Annotated in this window: 19 protein-coding genes and 1 pseudogene; 18 read left to right on the top strand and 2 right to left on the bottom strand. The window is 59.5% G+C overall.

The window, feature by feature from the left end:
• Nucleotides 1-2 precede the first annotated feature (2 nt).
• The 15 genes from fliH (at nucleotide 3) to flhB (ending at nucleotide 12,159) form a co-directional block, all read left to right on the top strand.
• Nucleotides 3-800 (top strand): flagellar assembly protein FliH, encoded by a 798-nt coding sequence (gene fliH / locus ACM6G4_RS03875; protein WP_056721572.1) that lies wholly within the window; start codon nucleotides 3-5, stop codon nucleotides 798-800.
• Nucleotides 790-2,148 carry a flagellar protein export ATPase FliI gene (fliI, locus tag ACM6G4_RS03880; RefSeq protein WP_414913097.1) on the top strand — a complete coding sequence of 453 codons (1,359 nt, stop codon included), beginning with the start codon at nucleotides 790-792 and terminating at the stop codon, nucleotides 2,146-2,148. The genes fliH and fliI overlap by 11 nt, the downstream gene beginning before the upstream one ends.
• A gap of 6 nt (nucleotides 2,149-2,154) precedes the next feature.
• The gene (fliJ, locus tag ACM6G4_RS03885; RefSeq protein WP_056721577.1) at nucleotides 2,155-2,604 is read left to right on the top strand and encodes a flagellar export protein FliJ; all 450 of its coding nucleotides are present in this window, start codon (nucleotides 2,155-2,157) and stop codon (nucleotides 2,602-2,604) included.
• Nucleotides 2,605-2,693: 89 nt separating this feature from the next.
• Nucleotides 2,694-2,993 (top strand): STAS domain-containing protein, encoded by a 300-nt coding sequence (locus tag ACM6G4_RS03890; RefSeq protein WP_056721579.1) that lies wholly within the window; start codon nucleotides 2,694-2,696, stop codon nucleotides 2,991-2,993.
• 5 nt (nucleotides 2,994-2,998) lie between these two features.
• Nucleotides 2,999-4,705 (top strand): fused response regulator/phosphatase, encoded by a 1,707-nt coding sequence (locus ACM6G4_RS03895; RefSeq protein WP_056721581.1) that lies wholly within the window; start codon nucleotides 2,999-3,001, stop codon nucleotides 4,703-4,705.
• A 30-nt stretch (nucleotides 4,706-4,735) separates the two neighbouring features.
• Nucleotides 4,736-5,086 carry an Hpt domain-containing protein gene (locus ACM6G4_RS03900; protein ID WP_056721582.1) on the top strand — a complete coding sequence of 117 codons (351 nt, stop codon included), beginning with the start codon at nucleotides 4,736-4,738 and terminating at the stop codon, nucleotides 5,084-5,086.
• Nucleotides 5,087-5,186: 100 nt separating this feature from the next.
• Nucleotides 5,187-6,533: a flagellar hook-length control protein FliK gene (locus ACM6G4_RS03905; protein WP_223541111.1), complete on the top strand. Its 1,347-nt coding sequence runs from the start codon at nucleotides 5,187-5,189 to the stop codon at nucleotides 6,531-6,533.
• A 235-nt stretch (nucleotides 6,534-6,768) separates the two neighbouring features.
• Complete coding sequence (fliL, locus tag ACM6G4_RS03910) at nucleotides 6,769-7,272, top strand: flagellar basal body-associated protein FliL (protein ID WP_056721587.1); 504 nt, start codon at nucleotides 6,769-6,771, stop codon at nucleotides 7,270-7,272.
• A gap of 9 nt (nucleotides 7,273-7,281) precedes the next feature.
• Nucleotides 7,282-8,250 carry a flagellar motor switch protein FliM gene (fliM, locus tag ACM6G4_RS03915; RefSeq protein ID WP_008052878.1) on the top strand — a complete coding sequence of 323 codons (969 nt, stop codon included), beginning with the start codon at nucleotides 7,282-7,284 and terminating at the stop codon, nucleotides 8,248-8,250.
• Between the two features lie 65 nt (nucleotides 8,251-8,315).
• Complete coding sequence (gene fliN / locus ACM6G4_RS03920; protein WP_056721589.1) at nucleotides 8,316-8,762, top strand: flagellar motor switch protein FliN; 447 nt, start codon at nucleotides 8,316-8,318, stop codon at nucleotides 8,760-8,762.
• A gap of 30 nt (nucleotides 8,763-8,792) precedes the next feature.
• Nucleotides 8,793-9,206: a flagellar biosynthetic protein FliO gene (fliO, locus tag ACM6G4_RS03925; protein ID WP_409078514.1), complete on the top strand. Its 414-nt coding sequence runs from the start codon at nucleotides 8,793-8,795 to the stop codon at nucleotides 9,204-9,206.
• Complete coding sequence (gene fliP / locus ACM6G4_RS03930) at nucleotides 9,206-9,964, top strand: flagellar type III secretion system pore protein FliP (RefSeq protein WP_008052881.1); 759 nt, start codon at nucleotides 9,206-9,208, stop codon at nucleotides 9,962-9,964. Before fliO ends, fliP begins: the two co-directional genes overlap by 1 nt.
• Nucleotides 9,961-10,230, top strand: coding sequence for a flagellar biosynthesis protein FliQ (gene fliQ, locus ACM6G4_RS03935; protein ID WP_056721593.1), 270 nt, complete (start codon nucleotides 9,961-9,963; stop codon nucleotides 10,228-10,230). The genes fliP and fliQ overlap by 4 nt, the downstream gene beginning before the upstream one ends.
• 3 nt (nucleotides 10,231-10,233) lie before the next feature.
• Nucleotides 10,234-11,016, top strand: a complete 783-nt coding sequence (fliR, locus tag ACM6G4_RS03940) for a flagellar biosynthetic protein FliR (RefSeq protein ID WP_056721595.1) — start codon at nucleotides 10,234-10,236, stop codon at nucleotides 11,014-11,016.
• A gap of 3 nt (nucleotides 11,017-11,019) precedes the next feature.
• Nucleotides 11,020-12,159: a flagellar biosynthesis protein FlhB gene (flhB, locus tag ACM6G4_RS03945; protein ID WP_414913098.1), complete on the top strand. Its 1,140-nt coding sequence runs from the start codon at nucleotides 11,020-11,022 to the stop codon at nucleotides 12,157-12,159.
• 90 nt (nucleotides 12,160-12,249) lie between these two features.
• On the opposite strand, the gene ACM6G4_RS03950 is transcribed toward flhB, so the two are convergent.
• Entirely contained in the window at nucleotides 12,250-13,320 is a 1,071-nt protein-coding gene (locus ACM6G4_RS03950) for an RHS repeat-associated core domain-containing protein (RefSeq protein ID WP_414913099.1), read from the bottom strand.
• Between the two features lie 260 nt (nucleotides 13,321-13,580).
• On the opposite strand from ACM6G4_RS03950, the pseudogene ACM6G4_RS03955 reads away from it, so the two are divergent.
• A pseudogene (locus ACM6G4_RS03955) lies at nucleotides 13,581-13,924 on the top strand (EscU/YscU/HrcU family type III secretion system export apparatus switch protein); the annotation flags it as partial.
• Nucleotides 13,925-13,988: 64 nt separating this feature from the next.
• Here the strand turns inward: ACM6G4_RS03955 and ACM6G4_RS03960 are convergent.
• Complete coding sequence (locus ACM6G4_RS03960) at nucleotides 13,989-15,011, bottom strand: RHS repeat-associated core domain-containing protein (RefSeq protein WP_414913100.1); 1,023 nt, start codon at nucleotides 15,009-15,011, stop codon at nucleotides 13,989-13,991.
• Between the two features lie 241 nt (nucleotides 15,012-15,252).
• Between ACM6G4_RS03960 and flhA the strand changes: the two genes are divergently transcribed.
• Both flhA and flhF read left to right on the top strand, forming a co-directional pair.
• The gene (flhA, locus tag ACM6G4_RS03965) at nucleotides 15,253-17,382 is read left to right on the top strand and encodes a flagellar biosynthesis protein FlhA (protein ID WP_414913101.1); all 2,130 of its coding nucleotides are present in this window, start codon (nucleotides 15,253-15,255) and stop codon (nucleotides 17,380-17,382) included.
• Nucleotides 17,383-17,393: 11 nt separating this feature from the next.
• A complete protein-coding gene (gene flhF, locus ACM6G4_RS03970; RefSeq protein ID WP_056721601.1) occupies nucleotides 17,394-18,722 on the top strand; it encodes a flagellar biosynthesis protein FlhF in 1,329 nt (442 codons plus the stop codon).
• Nucleotides 18,723-18,803 lie beyond the last annotated feature (81 nt).

Below are 18,803 nucleotides of genomic sequence, written 5' to 3' on the forward strand. Positions count from 1 at the left end.
CCATGGTCAAGAATGATGATGCACCCACTGACCTGATCCGGGCCAGGGATGTCAGTGGCTTCGAGTCCTGGGCGCTGCCCAGTTTCGACCCGCCGGAACCCGAGCCAGAACCTGCGCCTGAACCCGAACCGCCGGAAATGGAAGAGGTGCCGCTGGAGGAGGTCCAGCCACTGACCCTGGAAGAACTCGAAAGCATTCGCCAGGAGGCCTACAACGAAGGCTTCGCGGTGGGTGAGAAGGAGGGCTTCCACAGCACCACGCTCAAGGTCCGCCAGGAAGCCGAACAGGCGCTGGCACCGAAGCTTGCCGGGCTGGAACAGTTGATGGCGCACTTGTTCGAGCCCATCGCCGGGCAGGACACCCAGATTGAAAAGTCCCTGGTCGAGCTCGTGCAGCACATCACCAGGCAAGTGATCCAGCGCGAACTGGCCATCGACTCGACGCAGATCGAACACGTCATGCGCGAAGCACTCAAGCTCTTGCCGTTGGGCGTGGGCAATGTGCGGCTGTACATCAATCCCCAGGACTTCGCACAGGTCAAAGCCCTGCGCGAGCGTCATGAGGAAACCTGGCGCATCGTCGAGGACGAATCGCTGTTGCCCGGCGGTTGCCGGGTCGAGACCGAACACAGCCGCATCGACGCCACGGTCGAAACCCGTGTCGTGCAGGTGATGGACAAACTGTTCGATCAATTGCACGAGCAGGCCTTGCACCCGGCCGCGCCGGACCTGAGCCTGGAACTGCCGATCGACAGCAAGCCTGCGGCCGCGCCAGAAGCGGATGCACCTGATGCGCCTTGAACGCACCAGCTTCGCCAAGCGCCTGGGCAGTTACGCCGAGGCGACTGAATTGGCCGGCGCGCCGATCCTTGAGGGCCGCTTGTTGCGCATGGTCGGCCTGACCCTCGAAGCCGAAGGTCTGCGCGCCGCCATGGGTAGCCGCTGCATGGTGATCAACAACGACAGCTATCACCCGGTGCAGGTCGAAGCCGAAGTCATGGGCTTCTCCGGCAGCAAAATCTTTCTGATGCCGGTCGGCAGCGTTGCCGGTATTGCACCCGGCGCCCGCGTTGTTCCCCTGTCCGATACCGGTCGCCTGCCCATGGGCATGAGCATGCTCGGGCGGGTGCTCGATGGCGCCGGTCGGGCGCTGGACGGCAAGGGCGGGATGAAGGCCGAGGACTGGGTGCCGATGGATGGCCCGACCATCAACCCGCTCAAGCGCGAACCGATCAGCGAGCCGCTGGACGTGGGCATCCGTTGCATCAACGGCATGTTGACGGTGGGGCGCGGCCAGCGTCTCGGGCTGTTCGCCGGTACCGGTGTCGGTAAATCCGTGCTGTTGGGCATGATGACCCGCTTCACCGAGGCCGACATCATCGTCGTCGGGCTGATCGGTGAGCGGGGGCGTGAAGTTAAAGAGTTCATCGAGCACATCCTCGGTGAAGAAGGGCTCAAGCGCTCAGTGGTGGTAGCGTCTCCGGCGGACGATGCGCCGCTGATGCGTCTGCGCGCGGCCATGTACTGCACGCGCATCGCCGAATATTTCCGCGACAAGGGCAAGAACGTCCTGTTGCTCATGGATTCGCTGACCCGTTTCGCCCAGGCTCAGCGGGAAATCGCCCTGGCCATCGGTGAGCCGCCAGCGACCAAGGGCTATCCGCCGTCGGTATTCGCCAAGCTGCCGAAACTGGTGGAACGGGCCGGCAACGCGGAGAAAGGTGGTGGTTCGATCACTGCGTTCTACACCGTGCTGTCCGAAGGCGATGACCAGCAGGACCCGATTGCCGACTCAGCGCGGGGCGTGCTCGACGGGCACATCGTGCTGTCGCGGCGCCTGGCCGAGGAAGGGCATTACCCGGCCATCGATATCGAGGCCTCCATCAGCCGGGTCATGCCGGCGGTGGTGTCGCCGGAGCACATGATGCGCGCGCAGTACTTCAAGCAATTGTGGTCGCGCTATCAGCAGAGTCGCGACCTGATCAGCGTTGGCGCCTACGTCGCCGGTGGTGATCGCGAGACCGACCTGGCGATTTCCCTGCAACCGCAACTGGTCAAATACCTGCGTCAGGGCCTCAACGACAGCATCAGCCTGGGCGAAAGCGAAGCGTATCTGGCCTCGATCTTCGCGCCCGCGGCAGGCGGTTAAGCGGTCATGGCTCTGAGTCGGGCGGGACGGCTGGCGCCGGTGGTGGAAATGGCCGAAAAGACCGAGAAAACCGCGGTCCAGCGCCTGGGGCACTTTCAAGGGCAGGTTCGCCTGGCACAAAGCAAGCTCGCCGACCTCGAAGCCTTCCGTCTCGACTATCAGGAACAATGGATCGTGCGCGGCAGCGGCGGCGTCTCGGGCCAATGGTTACTGGGTTATCAGGGCTTTCTCGCGCAACTGGGCACGGCCATCGACCAGCAGCGGCAAAGCCTGGCCTGGCATCAGAACAACCTGAACAAGGCGCGGGAGACCTGGCAGCAGGCGTTTGCCCGGGTCGAAGGCTTGCGCAAGCTGGTTCAGCGCTATGCCGACGAGGCGCGGGCGCTTGAAGACCGGCGCGAACAGAAACTGCTGGATGAATTGTCCCAGCGCCTGCCGCGTGATAACCCCTATTGAACGTGCTTTCAAAAAACAGGCTGGCTTGCCCCCATCCTCTCCAGATGCTAAACCTTCTAAACGTTTGCCAATGACAAGGAAGCCATTAAATGTCGGTGATTACAGAAGTGTCCGAGGATGGACAAAGGCTGACGATCTCGATCAGGGGACGATTCGATTTCGCCAAGCATCAGGAATTTCGTCAGTCCTACGAAGATAAACAGCTATCGGCGGTCGTGGTCGACCTGAAGGATGCCACCTACCTCGACAGCTCGGCCCTGGGCATGCTGCTTTTGCTGCGCGATCACGCCGGTGGCGACGACTCCGATGTGCGCGTCGTCAACAGCAGTACCGACGTGCGCAAAATCCTCGCCATCTCCAACTTCGACAAACTGTTCGACATCAGTTGATTGCCATGCAGCCACTGGAGCCGCTGACAATCCTGATTGCCGAGGACAGCGCCGCCGATCGCCTGCTGCTGTCGAGCATCCTGCGCCGCCAGGGGCACGACGTGCTGACGGCGGCCAACGGCGCCGAAGCGGTCGAGGTGTTTGGCCAACAACAACCGCACATGGTGTTGATGGATGCAATGATGCCGGTCCTGGACGGCTTCGAGGCGGCCCGGCAGATCAAGGCCCTGGCCGGGGAAACCCTGGTGCCGATCATCTTCCTCACGTCGTTGTCCGAAAGCGAAGCCCTGGCCCGTTGCCTGGAAGTCGGCGGTGACGACTTTCTGGCCAAGCCCTACAACCAGGTGATTCTCGCTGCCAAGATCAAGGCGATGGATCGCTTGCGGCGCTTGCAGGACACCGTGCTGCAACAGCGTGACCAGATCGCCCGGCACCACGACTACCTGCTCAACGAACAGCGCGTGGCCAAGGCCGTTTTCGACAAGGTGGCGCACTCCGGCTGCCTGAATGCAGCGCCGAATATCCGTTATCTGCAATCGCCCTATGCGCTGTTCAACGGCGACCTGTTGCTGGCCGCGTTCACCCCGGCCGGAGACATGCACGTGCTGCTGGGCGACTTCACCGGCCACGGTCTGCCGGCGGCGGTGGGCGCCATGCCCCTGGCCGAAGTTTTCTACGGGATGACCGCCAAGGGCTACGGCCTGGCGGAAACCCTGCGCGAGATGAATGCCAAGCTCAAGCGCATCCTGCCGGTGGACATGTTCTGCTGTGCCACCTTGCTGTGCCTGAGTTTTCAGCGCCGTTCGGTGGAAGTCTGGAACGGCGGCATGCCCGACGGTTACCTGCATCGCGTTGCCAGTGGCGAGCGAACGCCTCTGCCGGCGCGGCACCTGCCTTTGGGGGTGCTGAGCCCGGACTCCTTCGACGAGCGAACCGACGTGTATCCCATGGCCATCGGGGACCGGGTATTTCTCCTGTCCGATGGCGTGATCGATACCTGCGACGCCAATGATCAGTTGTTTGGCGTGCAGCGATTGCAGTGGGTGTTTGCCGCCAATCGCCAGCCGGATGCACTGTTCGAAGAGATCGAGCAGGCGCTGCGTCATTTCGGCGGAGAAGCACGCGATGATGTCAGCATGGTAGAAATCAGCCTGCTGGAGAAGGCGCAGATCACGCCGCCGGCGTTGGTCTACTCCGACAGCGGCCAGTCCTGCCCGCTGGACTGGTCGGTGAGTTTCGAGTTTCGCGCCGCCACGCTCAAGCGTTTCAATCCGTTGCCCTATCTGTTGCAACTGCTGCTTGAGGTGCATGGTCTTCGGGCTCAGAGCGGTGCGCTCTACAGTGTGCTGGCGGAGCTCTATTCCAATGCGCTGGAGCATGGCGTGCTGGGGCTGGATTCGAGCCTCAAGCGCGATGCCTCGGGATTTGCGCGGTATTATCAAGAGCGTAATACCCGGCTGGACGAACTGCAGGATGGCTATGTACGGTTACATTTGCAGGTGACGCCAACGGACGACGGCGGTTGCCTGGCCATTCACATCGAAGACAGCGGCAAGGGTTTCGATGTCGAGCGGGTGATGGCAAGACCTTTGGAAGACGTCCGCCTGTCGGGGCGAGGGGTCAGTCTGATCCGCCAGTTGGGGCGTAATGCCCGCTGGAGCGACAATGGTCGAAGTGCACGCGTGGAGTTTATCTGGGAGGCTCTGGCATAATCCGCGCATTCTTGATCAAGGAGTGAGCAAGTGGACGACACACATGTGGATCGCGACGTGCTGAGTGCATTGCAGGAAGTGATGGAAGGGGGCTATCCGGATCTGCTGGATATCTTTCTTGCGGACTCCGAAGAGCGCCTGAAAGTCTTGAGAACAGCTGACAGTGCCGCACGGCTCGTAGAAACCGCCCATAGCTTCAAGGGCAGCAGCAGCAATATGGGCGCCTTCCGGCTGACAGAGCTCTGCCATCAACTTGAACAGCGGGCTAAAGATTTGCCATGGGCCGCCGTTCAGGAGCTGGTCGGCGAAATCGATCGCGAGTTCGCCGGTATCCGACCTCTGTACGAAGCTGAACGACAGCGTTGCCCGGCGAAAATCTGAGCATCCGCTGCATTGGGTCTTCTTCAAGTGAAACTGGCTCGACCTTTGCAGTCAACTCATCCAACTGTACTTACGAGCCCCGTGCAGCGGAGACCGTTTCATGCCCGTTACCCCCGATATTCTGCTTCCGGCCTCCAGGCAAGCCAAGACTCAGGCTGGCTCCGCCAATCCTGCGGCGCTGACCGCTGAGCCCGGGGGCAAGGCCGCAAGCTTCGCTCATGTCTATGCCAGCCAGGCCCAGGGCAAGCCCAATGCATTGGCGGATGCTCCGGTCAAGCCGGGTCGCGACACAACCTGCGATGTTGCCGGAAAAAAAGACGCCAATGACGACAAGTCTGCCGTCGAGGAACCGGTGGTTGCCGGTGGCGGCAAATCCTTGCCTGCCGACCATTCGGCGCAGACTGAAGACAAGACCGCCGGCGATGATGCGTCAGATGCCGCCCCGGCTCCTGTCGTCGATGCCGCACCGCTCGATCCGGCGCTTGATCCTTCATTGCAATCCGTCGTACAGGCACCGGTGGCCTTCGCCGTGGTCGACGCTGTGCAACCTGTCGTTGACGCGCCGGTAGCCGCCACTGCTACGGCTACGGCGGCTCCAGTGCTGGCCACTGCCGACGGTGATTTCGATCCCTCGACCGATCCCCTAGACGCCTTGCCGGCGGTGCGCCTGGCGATGGAGCAGGGTGGTCACGTATCGGCCTCCAGCCAGGCGCAGCCCAAGGCTGCACCGACACAGGCGCAAGCCCAGGCTGACGTTGAGCAGACGTCGGCGCAAAACTTTGCCGCCGGCATGGCGACCATGCTGGATGTTCAGGGCGACAAGAGCAGCACCGGCCAGGGTGACGACAAGGCTTTCAGCGGCTTGATCGACGACGGCCTGAAGGACCTCAAGTCCGCCAGCAGCGACACCCGTGTCGATGATTTCGCCAACCGTCTGGCAGCGCTGACCCAGGCCGCCACACCGAAGACTGCCAATGCCTTGCCGGTGAACCAGCCGATTGCCATGCACCAGAGCGGCTGGACCGAAGAGGTGGTGAATCGGGTCATGTACCTGTCCAGCGCCAATCTCAAAGCGGCGGACATCCAGTTGCAGCCCGCTGAACTCGGACGCCTGGACATTCGGGTGAGCATGGTTCCCGATCAACAGACCCAGGTCACCTTCATGAGTGCGCATCCGGGAGTGCGTGAGGCGCTGGATGGCCAGGTCCATCGCTTGCGCGACATGTTCGCGCAGCAGGGAATGGGCCAGGTCGATGTCAACGTTTCGGACCAGTCCCGTGGTTCGCAGCAAGGGCAGGAACAGGCCGGGCAAAGCCAGAGCGGACGAACCAGTGCCAGCGGCGGTCGCCTCGACTCGATGGATGACGACATCACCCCGAGCGTCGCTGAAGTAGCGGCCAATACCAGCAGCGTGATCGGCTCCAGCGCGGTCGATTACTACGCCTGATCAGGCCATACACCAAACCCTGTGGGAGCGGGCTTGCTCGCGAATGCGGTCAGTCATTTAAAATCTCTGTCGACTGACACTGCCCCTTCGCGAGCAAGCCCGCTCCCACAGTGGTTTTGCGCCGTCTTCAAATTGTGCCAAGCCCACCCATCCCCGCTCCCAGCCGTTCTGGCATAACACTTGCTCCTGCCTTGCCGTGCGACTGTGAAAACCCGAATAGTGACGGATTATTGGCATGGCGAAGAGCGACGCAGCAGTAGTAAAAGACCCCGCAACCAAAGGCAAACTCAAGCTGATCATCGTGATCGTGGCGGCCCTGCTGCTGGCGATCGGTTTGTCCGTGGGGGCGACCTGGTACTTCATGCACGGCGCCCAGAGCAAGCCTGCCGCCGCAGTGGAGCAGGCTCCCGCCGGCAAGCAGCCAGCGATTTTCGAATCGATGGCGCCGGCTTTCGTGGCCAACTTCAACCAGAACGGTCGCCAGCGCTACATGCAAGTGAGCATCACCATGCTCGGTCGTAACCAGGCGGATCTGGATGCGCTCAAGGTCCACATGCCGGTGATCCGCAATAACCTGGTGATGCTGTTCTCCGGGCAGGACTTCGCGACCCTCGCCTCGCCGGTCGGCCAGGAAATGCTGCGACAGAAAGCCACCGCCAGTGTCCAGGAAGTGGCGCAGAAAGAGCTCGGCAAAGTGGTGATCGAACAGTTGCTTTTCACTAATTTCGTACTGCAGTAGGAACACGACATGGCCGTGCAGGACCTGCTGTCCCAGGATGAGATCGACGCGCTGTTGCATGGCGTCGACGATGGTCTGGTACAGACCGAAAACGCTGCCGAACCCGGCGCCGTCAAAAGCTATGACCTGACCAGCCAGGATCGCATCGTCCGTGGACGCATGCCGACCCTGGAAATGATCAACGAGCGTTTCGCCCGCTATACCCGCATCAGCATGTTCAATATGCTGCGGCGCTCGGCGGACGTGGCGGTCGGCGGCGTGCAGGTGATGAAGTTCGGCGAATACGTGCACTCGCTGTACGTGCCGACCAGTCTCAACCTGGTCAAGATCAAACCCCTGCGCGGCACTGCGTTGTTCATCCTCGACGCCAAACTGGTGTTCAAGCTGGTGGACAACTTCTTCGGTGGCGACGGCCGGCACGCCAAGATCGAAGGGCGTGAGTTCACGCCGACCGAACTGCGCGTGGTACGCATGGTGCTGGAACAGGCGTTCGTCGACTTGAAGGAAGCCTGGCAGGCGATCATGGAAGTCAACTTCGAGTACATCAACTCGGAAGTGAACCCGGCCATGGCCAACATCGTCGGCCCGAGCGAAGCCATTGTGGTGTCGACCTTCCATATCGAACTCGATGGCGGTGGCGGCGACCTGCACGTGACCATGCCGTACTCGATGATCGAGCCGGTGCGCGAAATGCTCGATGCCGGCTTCCAGTCGGACCTCGACGACCAGGACGAGCGCTGGGTCAACGCCCTGCGCCAGGACGTGCTGGACGTCGACGTGCCGATCGGTGCGACGGTGGCTCGTCGTCAGTTGCGCCTGCGCGACATCCTGCACATGCAGCCGGGGGATGTGATCCCGGTCGACATGCCGGAAGAAATGATCATGCGCGCCAACGGCGTGCCGGCCTTCAAGGTCAAGATGGGCTCGCACAAGGGCAACCTGGCGTTGCAAGTGATCGAGCCGATCGAGCGCCGTTGACCGGCGCTTGTACCCGTTTGCGACTAACCGAATTCTGATTTTTTGCTCGCCGAGGACACAGACAAATGAACACGCAAGACGACCAGGCCCTGGCCGATGAGTGGGCAGCAGCCCTGGAAGAAACCGGTGATGCCGGGCAGGCCGATATCGACGCCCTGCTGGCCGCCGACTCCGGCAATTCCGCATCCGGCCGCCTGCCAATGGAAGAGTTCGGCAGCGTGCCGAAAAACAACGAGCCGGTCACTCTCGACGGCCCGAACCTGGATGTGATCCTCGATATCCCGGTGTCGATTTCCATGGAAGTGGGCAGCACCGACATCAACATCCGTAACCTGCTTCAACTGAACCAGGGGTCGGTGATCGAGCTTGATCGCCTGGCCGGCGAGCCGCTGGACGTGCTGGTCAATGGCACGCTCATCGCCCACGGCGAAGTGGTGGTGGTCAACGAGAAGTTCGGCATCCGCCTGACGGACGTGATCAGCCCAAGCGAACGCATCAAGAAGCTGCGCTGAGTGAAAAAGGTTCTCGGGTTTGTATTGGCGATGCCGTTCAGCGTGCTGGCGGCCGAACCTGTCGCAACGGCGACCACGGCCGCTGCGCCGGCGGTGAGCAGCGGTGTGGCCGGCCAGTTGACGCAGTTGGTGTTCGGCTTGCTGCTGGTGCTGGGGTTGATCTTCTTCCTTGCCTGGTTGCTGCGTCGGGTCCAGCAGGCCGGCCCGGCCGGCAAGGGGCAGGTCATCGAGATTGTCGGCTCCCGCGCGCTGGGGCCTCGCGATCGCCTGATGCTGGTGCAGGTCGGCAACGAGCAGATCCTGTTGGGCCTGAGCCCCGGCAACATCACTGCGCTGCACGTCCTCAAGGAGCCGGTGCAAGTGCCGAGCACCGAGAAGCCGACGCCGGAATTTGCCCAGCGCCTGTTGGAAATGCTGGGTAAAGATCACAAGGATAAGAAGTAATGGGTGCGCTGCGCATCGTCTTGACGCTGACCCTGATGCTGGCCGCGCCGCTGGCATTCGCCGCCGATCCGCTGTCGATCCCGGCAATCACCCTGGGCACCAATGCGCAGGGTGCGCAGGAATACTCGGTCAGCCTGCAAATCCTGCTGATCATGACCGCGCTGAGTTTTATCCCGGCGTTTGTCATGCTGATGACCAGTTTCACCCGGATCATCATTGTCTTCTCGATCCTGCGCCAGGCCCTGGGCCTGCAGCAGACACCGTCGAACCAGATCCTCACCGGCATGGCGCTGTTCCTGACCCTGTTCATCATGGCGCCGGTGTTCGACCGGGTGAATCAGGATGCCCTGCAGCCGTACCTGGCGGAAAAGCTGACGGCCCAGGATGCGGTCGCCAAGGCGCAGGTGCCGATCAAGAACTTCATGCTCGCCCAGACTCGCACCAGCGATCTGGAGCTGTTCATGCGCCTGTCCAAGCGCACTGACATCGCGACGCCGGATCAGGCGCCGTTGACCATCCTGGTGCCCGCTTTCGTGACCTCCGAGCTGAAAACGGCATTCCAGATCGGCTTCATGATCTTCATCCCGTTCCTGATCATCGACCTGGTCGTGGCCAGTGTGTTGATGGCCATGGGGATGATGATGCTGTCGCCGCTGATCATTTCCCTGCCGTTCAAGATCATGTTGTTCGTGCTGGTCGATGGCTGGGCGTTGATCATCGGCACGCTGGCCAGCAGCTTCGGTGGTGTCTCGCCATGACCCCGGAAGTAGCGGTCGATATCTTCCGGGAAGCGCTGTGGCTGACCACCATGATGGTGGCGGTGCTGGTGATTCCGAGTCTGCTGATCGGCCTGCTGGTGGCGATGTTCCAGGCCGCCACCCAGATCAACGAACAGACCCTGAGCTTCCTGCCGCGCCTGCTGGTGATGCTGGTGACGCTGATCGTGGCTGGCCCGTGGCTGGTGCAGACTTTCATGGATTACATCCTGCAGCTGTACGGCAGTATTCCTCAGGTCATCGGCTAAACCATGTCACTGCTAGCGCTGACCGATACCCAGATCAGCACCTGGGTGGCGACATTCATGTTGCCGCTGTTTCGCGTCGGCTCCTTGCTGATGGTCATGCCGGTGTTCGGCACAACCCTGCTGCCTCGGCGCATCCGTCTGTATTTCGCGCTGGCCATTACCGTGGTCATCGTGCCGGGCCTGCCGCCGATGCCGCCGGTCAACCCTCTGGATTTAAGCGGGCTGTTGCTGATTGCCGAGCAGATTCTCATCGGTGCCGTGATGGGGTTTTCCTTGCAGCTGTTCTTCCAGGCATTTGTGGTTGCCGGGCAAATCGTCGCCATCCAGATGGGCATGGGCTTCGCCTCCATGATCGACCCGGCCAACGGCGTATCGACGGCGGTGATCGGGCAGTTTTTCACGATGCTGGTGACGCTGCTGTTCCTGTCCATGAACGGTCATCTGGTGGTGTTCGAGATCCTCACCGAGAGTTTCACCACGTTGCCGGTGGGAGGTGGCCTGATGGTCAATCACTACTGGGAGCTGGCCGGCAAGCTCGGCTGGGTGCTCGGTGCGGCGTTATTGCTGGTGCTGCCGGCGATCACCGCGTTGCTGGTGGTCAACATCGCGTTTGGCGTCATGACCCGGGCGGCGCCGCAACTCAATATTTTCTCTGTCGGCTTCCCGCTGATCCTGGTACTTGGGCTGTTCATTGTCTGGGTCGGTCTGGCGGACATTCTCAACCAGTATCAACCGCTGGCCACCGAGGCCTTGCAGTTGTTACGTGAAATGGCGCGGGCGAGCTGAGCCATGGCCGAGAGCGAAAGCGGTCAGGACAAAACAGAAGACCCCACGGAGAAGCGCAAACAGGACTCCCGTGAAAAGGGTGAGATAGCGCGGTCCAAGGAACTCAACACCCTGGCGATCATGCTGGTCGGTGCCTCGGCGCTGCTGATTTTTGGCGGCGCCATGGCGCAGGACATGATGGAGCTGATGCGCATCAACTTCTCGCTGCCGCGGGAAGTAATCCTGGATCAGCGCTCCATGGCCACCTACCTGATGCGCTCGGGGCAAATTGCCCTGTGGTCGATCCAGCCGGTGATGATCACCTTGGTACTGGCCGCCATCATCGGTCCGATTTCCCTGGGGGGCTGGCTGTTCGCGGCGAGTTCCATGGCGCCCAAGTTCAGCCGCTTGAACCCCGGCCCCGGCCTCAAACGCATGTTCTCCACCAAGTCGCTGGTCGAACTGCTCAAGGCCCTGGCCAAGTTCATCATTATCCTGTTCGTGGCGCTGGCGGTACTGTCATCGGACATCGACGACCTGCTGCGCATCGCCCATGAGCCCCTGGACATGGCGATCATTCACAGCCTGCAAGTCGTGGGCTGGAGCACCCTGTGGATGGCGTGCGGGCTGATCCTGATCGCGGTGGTGGACGTGCCGGTGCAGCTCTGGGAGAGCCACAAGAAACTGCTGATGACCAAGCAGGAAGTGCGTGACGAGCACAAGGACCAGGAGGGGCGGCCGGAGGTCAAGCAGCGGATTCGACAGCTGCAACGCGAGATGTCCCAGCGACGGATGATGGCCGCCATTCCCGAGGCCGACGTGGTCATCACCAACCCGACCCACTACGCGGTGGCCCTCAAATACGACCCGGAAAAGGGTAATGCGCCGGTACTGCTGGCCAAGGGTAGCGACTTCCTGGCCCTGAAGATCCGCGAGATCGCGGCGGCCAACGAGATCCTGCTGCTGGAATCGCCAGCGCTGGCGCGGTCGATTTACTACTCCACCGAGCTTGAGCAGGAAATTCCGGGTGGGCTGTATCTCGCGGTTGCTCAGGTGCTGGCTTACGTTTATCAGATTCGACAGTACCGGGCGGGCAAGGGCAAGCGACCTGATCCGCTTAAGGATGATTTGCCGATTCCGCCGGATTTGCGCCGGGATAATTAACCATCGGGTAATTCCTGATTGCTCTTGTTGTCGTGTGACTTGGCGTGCGCAATATATGTCTGAGCGTCGGATTCAGGTTTGTTGAAATTACTAGTCTTTGTAGTTTCGAAGTGCATGCTGTCGAATATATTCTGCTCTTTTGATAATCGTTTCGCCTGCACTTTGACTCATTATGTCTTTGTATTTCTGGGATGCAGGGCTGTTGGATTGATGGTGAAAGAAGGATATGGAATCATCAAAAAAATCGGTGCGTAGCACTTCTTGGCCTGCATTGTTGGTTGTTGTTATGGGGGTGCTGGGAGAGGGGATGCCAGAGTCGTCGAATGAAATTCCTTCTTTTTGATGACGGAAATATCGTTTGCTGGCTTCCGACTTGAATGTGTGGAGTGTTAAAGGGTTTATATCGCCAGATATTTTTCCATTTTGCTCTAGTGTGGTGCTTTCTTTTAATAGCGTTATTGTCTTCTGGATTTCAATTTCTTTAAGTTTTTCAGCTTTGATTTGGGTTTTAGGTTTCATTTTTGGGTGTTGGTGGCCTGGTATTTTCGATATTGTGTTTTTTATTTTTTTAGATATTGCGTTGAATACATGGTGCGAGGCCGTTTTCTTAAATAATTGTACGAACGGAGTGTGTCCTAGCGGGTCGCTCAGGTTAACGGGGTCTCCCCAGCAATATGCATATGAGTTCAATCCTCCGCTACCAAAAGGACTCAAACTATCCGGGCTATTAAATCTCATCAACACCGGATTAAACCCCCGATACCCATTCCCCAATAAATAATGCCCAGTCACTGGATCCGGCCGTTCGCCGTTAAAGCCCAGAAGACTCGTCAATCCGCTTTCGGCCTGGCGATGGCCGTAAGGCGAGTAGGCGATGGGGTGTTGCTGTTGGTCGGTAGTGAGGGTGTGCAGCACCGAGCGTTGCAGGTCAGTCGCCAGCAGCGTGCTTTCAACGGCACCGCCCTGGTTTTTGCATTGCGCCAGCAGGAGGTCGTTATTCTGAAAGACACTGAATCCGATCGCCCCCTGTATTTCGGTGGCCAAACGGCTTTTGCAGTAAAAACGCTGGTGAGCGGGTGCATCCGGTTGAAGTTGGCTGATCAGCCGATCAAGCGGGTCATAGCTGTAGCGGCAACGCAGGATGGGTTGTGTGGATTCCATGGAGGTCGCTCCAGATTCTCAAAGGGAGGGCGATTGAGTATCGGTCGATCAGTCGCAGGTGGGTACTAGCAGAACTGATAGGTTCGGCAGTCTTTGCGAAGGGGGAGCAGTCCGGAGCGCCGCAATCCCTGTGGGAGCGAGCTTGCTCGCGATAGCGGTGGGGCAGCCACCAGGTATGTTTGTTGTGCCGACGTCATCGCGAGCAAGCTCGCTCCCACGGGGTTCTCCATTGTTTTGAAATCTAGCCTTTTTTTGAAACTCCCGAGGCCGACATGGTCATCACCAACCCGACCCACTACGCGGTGGCCCTCAAGTACGACCCGGAAAAGGGTAATGCGCCGGTACTGCTGGCCAAGGGTAGCGACTTCCTGGCCCTGAAGATCGCGGCCAACGAGATTTTGCTGCTGGAGTCCCCGGCGCTGGCGCGGTCGATCTATTACTCACCGATCTTGAGCAGGAAATTCCTGGCGGGCTGTATCTGGCGGTGGCGCAGGTGTTGGCTTATGTCTATCAGATTCGCCAGCACCGCGCGGGCAAAGGAAAGCGGCCGGAGCCGCTTAAGGATGATTTGCCGATTCCGCCGGATTTGAGACGGGATTCTTGAAGTCTGGAATTTACGCCTGATTTTCATCTGGCGTGGCGTCAATAATTTGCGTAAGTTTATGTAGTTAATTTCTAATCGTTTTTATTGAATCGGAGATTTTATTTGTGTTTGGAAAGAGGCTTTCATACGAGGGAGGTTGGTCGCGGAGTAACAATTGCTTTAATTCGGTTTGTTTAGTGATGCGGTTGTTAATCATTGGTTTAAGTAAGTCATTTTTCGAGGTGGCGTATTCTTTGAAAAGTTGAAGTGTTCTGATTCTTCTGTCTCCCTTGGCCATCATTTTTTCTAAGTTTTCTATTTTTCCGGGATGATCTGGCTTGTCGGATAAAGTCTTAGTGTTCTTATGTAATTTCGAGATTTTATTGTTCTGAATGATAACTGTTTGATTGATTAGCTCTCTTTCAGATGATGGGACAATGCCCTCCGATGCTCCGGGGAGTTTGAATCCTTCTTTTGCAGTTTTGGTTAATTCTCTTTGCATAAGTTGGATGTCAAAGTCGTCAATCATGTTCGGAACTTTGATAAGGATCTTTTTTAAGAGCGGAGCAAGGAAATTGTGTCCTGTTGGATCAGTACGGTTTCGAGGATCTCCGCCACAATACGCATACGCGTTGAATCCCCCTTTCCCAAACGGACTCAAACTATCCGGGCTATTAAACCGCATTAACACCGGATTAAACGCCCGATACCCGTTCCCCAACAAGTAACACTCGGTCACCGGGTCCGGCCGTTCGCCATTGAAACCCAACAAGCTGAGCAAACCACCGAGTGGGGAACGATGGCCATAGGGGGAATAGGCGATGGGTTGTGGCTGAGTGCCTTTCTTGAGGGTATGCAGTACCGAGCGTTGCAGGTCGGTGGCCAGCAGCGTGGTATCGAGTGCATTACCTTCGTGTTTCTGCTGAGCCAGCAGAAGGTCGTCGTGCTGAATGATCGAATGCTTCGTTGTGCCTTGAATTTCGGTCGCCAGGCGGTTTTTGCAGTAGAAGCGCTGATGCACGGGGGTATCGGGTTGTGTCTGGTGGACCAGTCGATCCAGTGGGTCGTAGCGATATTGGCAAAGCAAGGTCGTGGGTAGGGCGGTCATTGGCTTACTCCGCAGGGGCAAAAATGGAGAGCTTGAGTATCTGCGCAGGTGCCGAGGTCGGGTACTAGCAGAACTGATAGTCCGCGAGCGTCGCACCTGATGACGTCCGTCCAGGCTATCCATATTCCCCTGAAAAAACGCTCTATTTCCCCCTTCGCAAAAGTTGGAAGGCTTCTTGCAGTAGCCGCCCCGAGCCTGCTTCAGGCGTCAAAAGTTTGCTTTAAAGGAACGGGGAAAACCGGTGGATCGCTCTCAGTTAATCAACAGTGCCCGCACAAACGTTGCCGACCTCAGTCGGGGCAATCTGGGCGTGCCGCTGTTGCTGCTGGTCATGCTGGCGATGATGATGTTGCCGGTGCCGCCGTTCCTGCTGGACGTGTTCTTCACCTTCAACATAGCCCTGTCCATCGTCGTGCTGCTGGTGTGCGTCTACGCCTTGCGGCCGCTGGATTTCGCGGTGTTTCCGACCATTCTGCTGGTGGCGACACTGTTGCGCCTGGCGTTGAACGTGGCCTCCACGCGGGTGGTGATGCTCCACGGTCAGGACGGCCATGCCGCCGCCGGTAAGGTGATCCAGGCCTTTGGTGAGGTGGTGATCGGCGGTAACTACGTGGTCGGTATCGTGGTCTTCGCGATCCTGATGATCATCAACTTCGTCGTGGTGACCAAGGGTGCCGGGCGGATTTCCGAGGTGAGCGCGCGTTTCACCCTCGATGCGATGCCCGGCAAACAAATGGCGATCGACGCCGACCTCAATGCCGGTTTGATCGACCAGAACCAGGCCAAGCTGCGTCGGATGGAAGTGGCCCAGGAAGCCGAGTTCTACGGTTCCATGGACGGTGCCAGCAAATTCGTTCGCGGTGACGCTATCGCCGGCCTGTTGATCCTGTTCATCAACCTGATCGGCGGCATGGCGGTCGGTATCTTCCAGCACGGCATGACCTTCGGCGACGCCGGCAAGGTGTATGCGCTGCTGACCATCGGTGACGGTTTGGTGGCGCAATTGCCATCACTGTTGTTATCGACAGCAGCGGCGATCATGGTGACCCGTGCTTCCGGTTCGGAAGACATGGGCAAGCAAATCAATCGCCAGATGTTCGCCTCGCCCAAGGCGCTGGCGGTGGCAGCGGGCTTGATGGCGGTCATGGGTCTGGTGCCCGGCATGCCGCATTTCTCGTTCCTGAGCATGGCGGCGCTGGCGGCCGGTGGCGCTTACCTGTTCTGGAAAAAGCAGAACGTCGCCAAGGTGCAGGCCCTGCAAGAGGTCAAGCGCCAGCAGGAGTTGCTGCCGTCGCCGGCCCGCGCCCAGGAAACCAAGGAGCTTGGCTGGGATGACGTGACGCCGATCGATATGATCGGCCTGGAGGTGGGTTATCGCCTGATTCCGTTGGTGGACCGCAACCAGGGCGGCCAGTTGCTGGCGCGAATCAAGGGCGTACGCAAGAAACTGTCCCAGGACCTGGGCTTCCTGATGCCCACGGTGCATATCCGCGACAACCTCGACCTGGCCCCAAGTGCCTATCGCCTGACCCTCATGGGGGTGATCCTGGCCGAAGCGGAGATTTACCCGGATCGCGAACTGGCGATCAACCCGGGGCAGGTCTACGGCACGCTCAACGGCATTACCGCCAAAGATCCGGCTTTCGGCCTGGAGGCGGTCTGGATCGAAATCAGCCAGCGCGCCCAGGCGCAATCCCTCGGTTATACGGTGGTCGATGCCAGTACAGTAGTGGCTACCCACTTGAACCAGATACTCTACAAGCATTCCAGTGAACTGATCGGTCACGAAGAAGTGCAGCAACTCATGCAATTGCTGGCCAAAAGCTCGCCGAAGCTGGCCGAGGAGCTGGTGCCGGGCGTGGTTTCGCTGTCGCAGCTGCTCAAGGTGCTGCAAGCGCTGCTGGCCGAACAAGTGCCGGTGCGCGACATCCGCAGCATTGCCGAGGCGATCGCCAACAATGCCGCCAAGAGTCAAGATACCGCCGCGCTGGTGGCTGCCGTGCGGGTTGGCGTATCCCGCGCAATCGTCCAAAGCATTGTAGGCACTGAGTCGGAGCTGCCAGTCATCACGCTGGAGCCCAGGTTGGAACAAATATTGCTCAATAGTCTGCAGAAGGCAGGACAAGGCTCGGAAGAGGGCGTTCTGCTGGAGCCAAGCATGGCTGAGAAGCTGCAACGTTCGTTGATTGACGCGGCGCAGCGTCAGGAGATGCAAGGTCAGCCGGTGATTCTGCTGGTGGCCGGTCCGGTTCGCGCGATGCTCTCGCGATTTGGCCGGCTCGCAGTCCCGGGTTTGCATGTGTTGGCTTACCAGGAAATCCCTGACAACAAGCAAGTGACCATCGTTGCGACAGTAGGGCCCAACGGCTGAGGTAGTGGTTTATGCAAGTTAAGCGTTTTTTCGCCGCCGATATGCGTCAGGCCATGAAGCTGGTTCGCGATGAGCTGGGCGCTGATGCGGCCATTATTGGCAACCGCCGGATCGCCGGGGGTGTCGAGCTGACGGCTGCGCTGGATTACAAGCTGTCGGCGCTGGCGCCGCGGGTTCCGAACATGGAACTCGAAGACGAGCTGCGCAAGACTCAGTCGCGGATCGTCACCGCCCAGGCCGAATTGAGTCTGCGTGGCGATGGCGAGAGCGACAATGCAACCAATCGCCAGTTGTTCGCCGGCTTGCCGTTGACCGCCGCCGAGCCGCTGATCGAACCGACCTACGCCGAACCCCGTCGTCCTGTACCGGCCGTTGCGCCAGCGTCCGCTGGCGTGGACCCGCGGGCGTTCGACTCGATGCGTTTCGAACTCAACAGCCTGCGCGAACTCATGGAAGTACAACTCGGCTCCCTGGCCTGGAATCAGCTGCAAGGCAGCCGTCCGGACCAGGCCAACCTCTGGCGTCGCCTGCAACGCATCGGCCTGTCCGGCCCGCTGTCGCGTGACCTTTTGGCGATGATCACCGAAATCGAAGAACCCCGTCAGGCCTGGCGCATGTTGCTCGCGCACCTGGCGCGCATGATCGTTACCCCGGAAGTCGAGCCGCTGGAAGAGGGCGGTGTGATTGCCATGGTCGGCCCTGCCGGCATGGGCAAGACCACCACCCTGGCCAAGCTGGCTGCCCGCTACGTGCTCAAGTACGGCGCGCAGAACATTGCGCTGGTGAGCATGGACAGCTTCCGCATCGGTGCCCAGGAGCAGCTCAAGACCCTGGGGCGCATTCTCAATGTGTCGGTGACCCACGTCGATCCGGGCCAGTCCCTGGTGCAGGCGCTGGAGCCATTGCTGCGCAAGCGCGTGGTGCTGATCGATACCGCGGGCCTTCAGGCCAGCGATCCGGCCCTGCGCATGCAGCTCGAAAGCCTGGCCGGTCGCGGCATCCGCTCGAAAAATTATCTGGTCCTGGCAACCACCAGCCAGAAACAGGTTCTAACGGCCGCTTATCACAGTTACAAGCGTTGTGGGCTCGCAGGCTGCATCCTGACTAAACTGGATGAAACGGCAAGTCTGGGCGAGGTGTTGAGCCTTGCCATCAGTCATGAACTGCCGGTGGCTTACCTGACCGATGGCCCGCGGATCCCGGATGATTTGCATCTGCCGCGTCGTCACCAGTTGGTCAGCCGCGCCGTGAGCGTACAAATGCAGGAAGAACCCAGCGAAGAAGCCATGGCTGACATGTTCGCTGACATCTACCACAGTCCGACCAAGCAGGTTGGCTGAGGTAAAAATGAACAGTTTTTGTACCTACATCGATGGTCTGCCATGCATTGTTCCGTTTGTGAACGCGCAGCCAGTAATGTG

Source organism: Pseudomonas sp. IT-P258 (assembly GCF_949767825.1).
Taxonomy (GTDB): Bacteria; Pseudomonadota; Gammaproteobacteria; order Pseudomonadales; family Pseudomonadaceae; genus Aquipseudomonas; species Aquipseudomonas monachiensis.

Excerpts from the sequence above, each read along its gene's own strand:
- ACM6G4_RS03960 (WP_414913100.1), bottom strand. The coding sequence starts at position 15,011 with ATGACCGCCCTACCCACGACCTTGCTTTGCCAATATCGCTACGACCCA.
- fliQ (WP_056721593.1), top strand. The coding sequence starts at position 9,961 with ATGACCCCGGAAGTAGCGGTCGATATCTTCCGGGAAGCGCTGTGGCTG.
- ACM6G4_RS03905 (WP_223541111.1), top strand. The coding sequence starts at position 5,187 with ATGCCCGTTACCCCCGATATTCTGCTTCCGGCCTCCAGGCAAGCCAAG.
- flhB (WP_414913098.1), top strand. The coding sequence starts at position 11,020 with ATGGCCGAGAGCGAAAGCGGTCAGGACAAAACAGAAGACCCCACGGAG.
- fliO (WP_409078514.1), top strand. The coding sequence starts at position 8,793 with ATGCCGTTCAGCGTGCTGGCGGCCGAACCTGTCGCAACGGCGACCACG.
- fliN (WP_056721589.1), top strand. The coding sequence starts at position 8,316 with ATGAACACGCAAGACGACCAGGCCCTGGCCGATGAGTGGGCAGCAGCC.
- ACM6G4_RS03895 (WP_056721581.1), top strand. The coding sequence starts at position 2,999 with ATGCAGCCACTGGAGCCGCTGACAATCCTGATTGCCGAGGACAGCGCC.
- fliJ (WP_056721577.1), top strand. The coding sequence starts at position 2,155 with ATGGCTCTGAGTCGGGCGGGACGGCTGGCGCCGGTGGTGGAAATGGCC.
- fliM (WP_008052878.1), top strand. The coding sequence starts at position 7,282 with ATGGCCGTGCAGGACCTGCTGTCCCAGGATGAGATCGACGCGCTGTTG.
- fliL (WP_056721587.1), top strand. The coding sequence starts at position 6,769 with ATGGCGAAGAGCGACGCAGCAGTAGTAAAAGACCCCGCAACCAAAGGC.
- fliI (WP_414913097.1), top strand. The coding sequence starts at position 790 with ATGCGCCTTGAACGCACCAGCTTCGCCAAGCGCCTGGGCAGTTACGCC.
- fliH (WP_056721572.1), top strand. The coding sequence starts at position 3 with ATGGTCAAGAATGATGATGCACCCACTGACCTGATCCGGGCCAGGGAT.
- flhF (WP_056721601.1), top strand. The coding sequence starts at position 17,394 with ATGCAAGTTAAGCGTTTTTTCGCCGCCGATATGCGTCAGGCCATGAAG.
- fliR (WP_056721595.1), top strand. The coding sequence starts at position 10,234 with ATGTCACTGCTAGCGCTGACCGATACCCAGATCAGCACCTGGGTGGCG.
- ACM6G4_RS03890 (WP_056721579.1), top strand. The coding sequence starts at position 2,694 with ATGTCGGTGATTACAGAAGTGTCCGAGGATGGACAAAGGCTGACGATC.
- fliP (WP_008052881.1), top strand. The coding sequence starts at position 9,206 with ATGGGTGCGCTGCGCATCGTCTTGACGCTGACCCTGATGCTGGCCGCG.
- ACM6G4_RS03950 (WP_414913099.1), bottom strand. The coding sequence starts at position 13,320 with ATGGAATCCACACAACCCATCCTGCGTTGCCGCTACAGCTATGACCCG.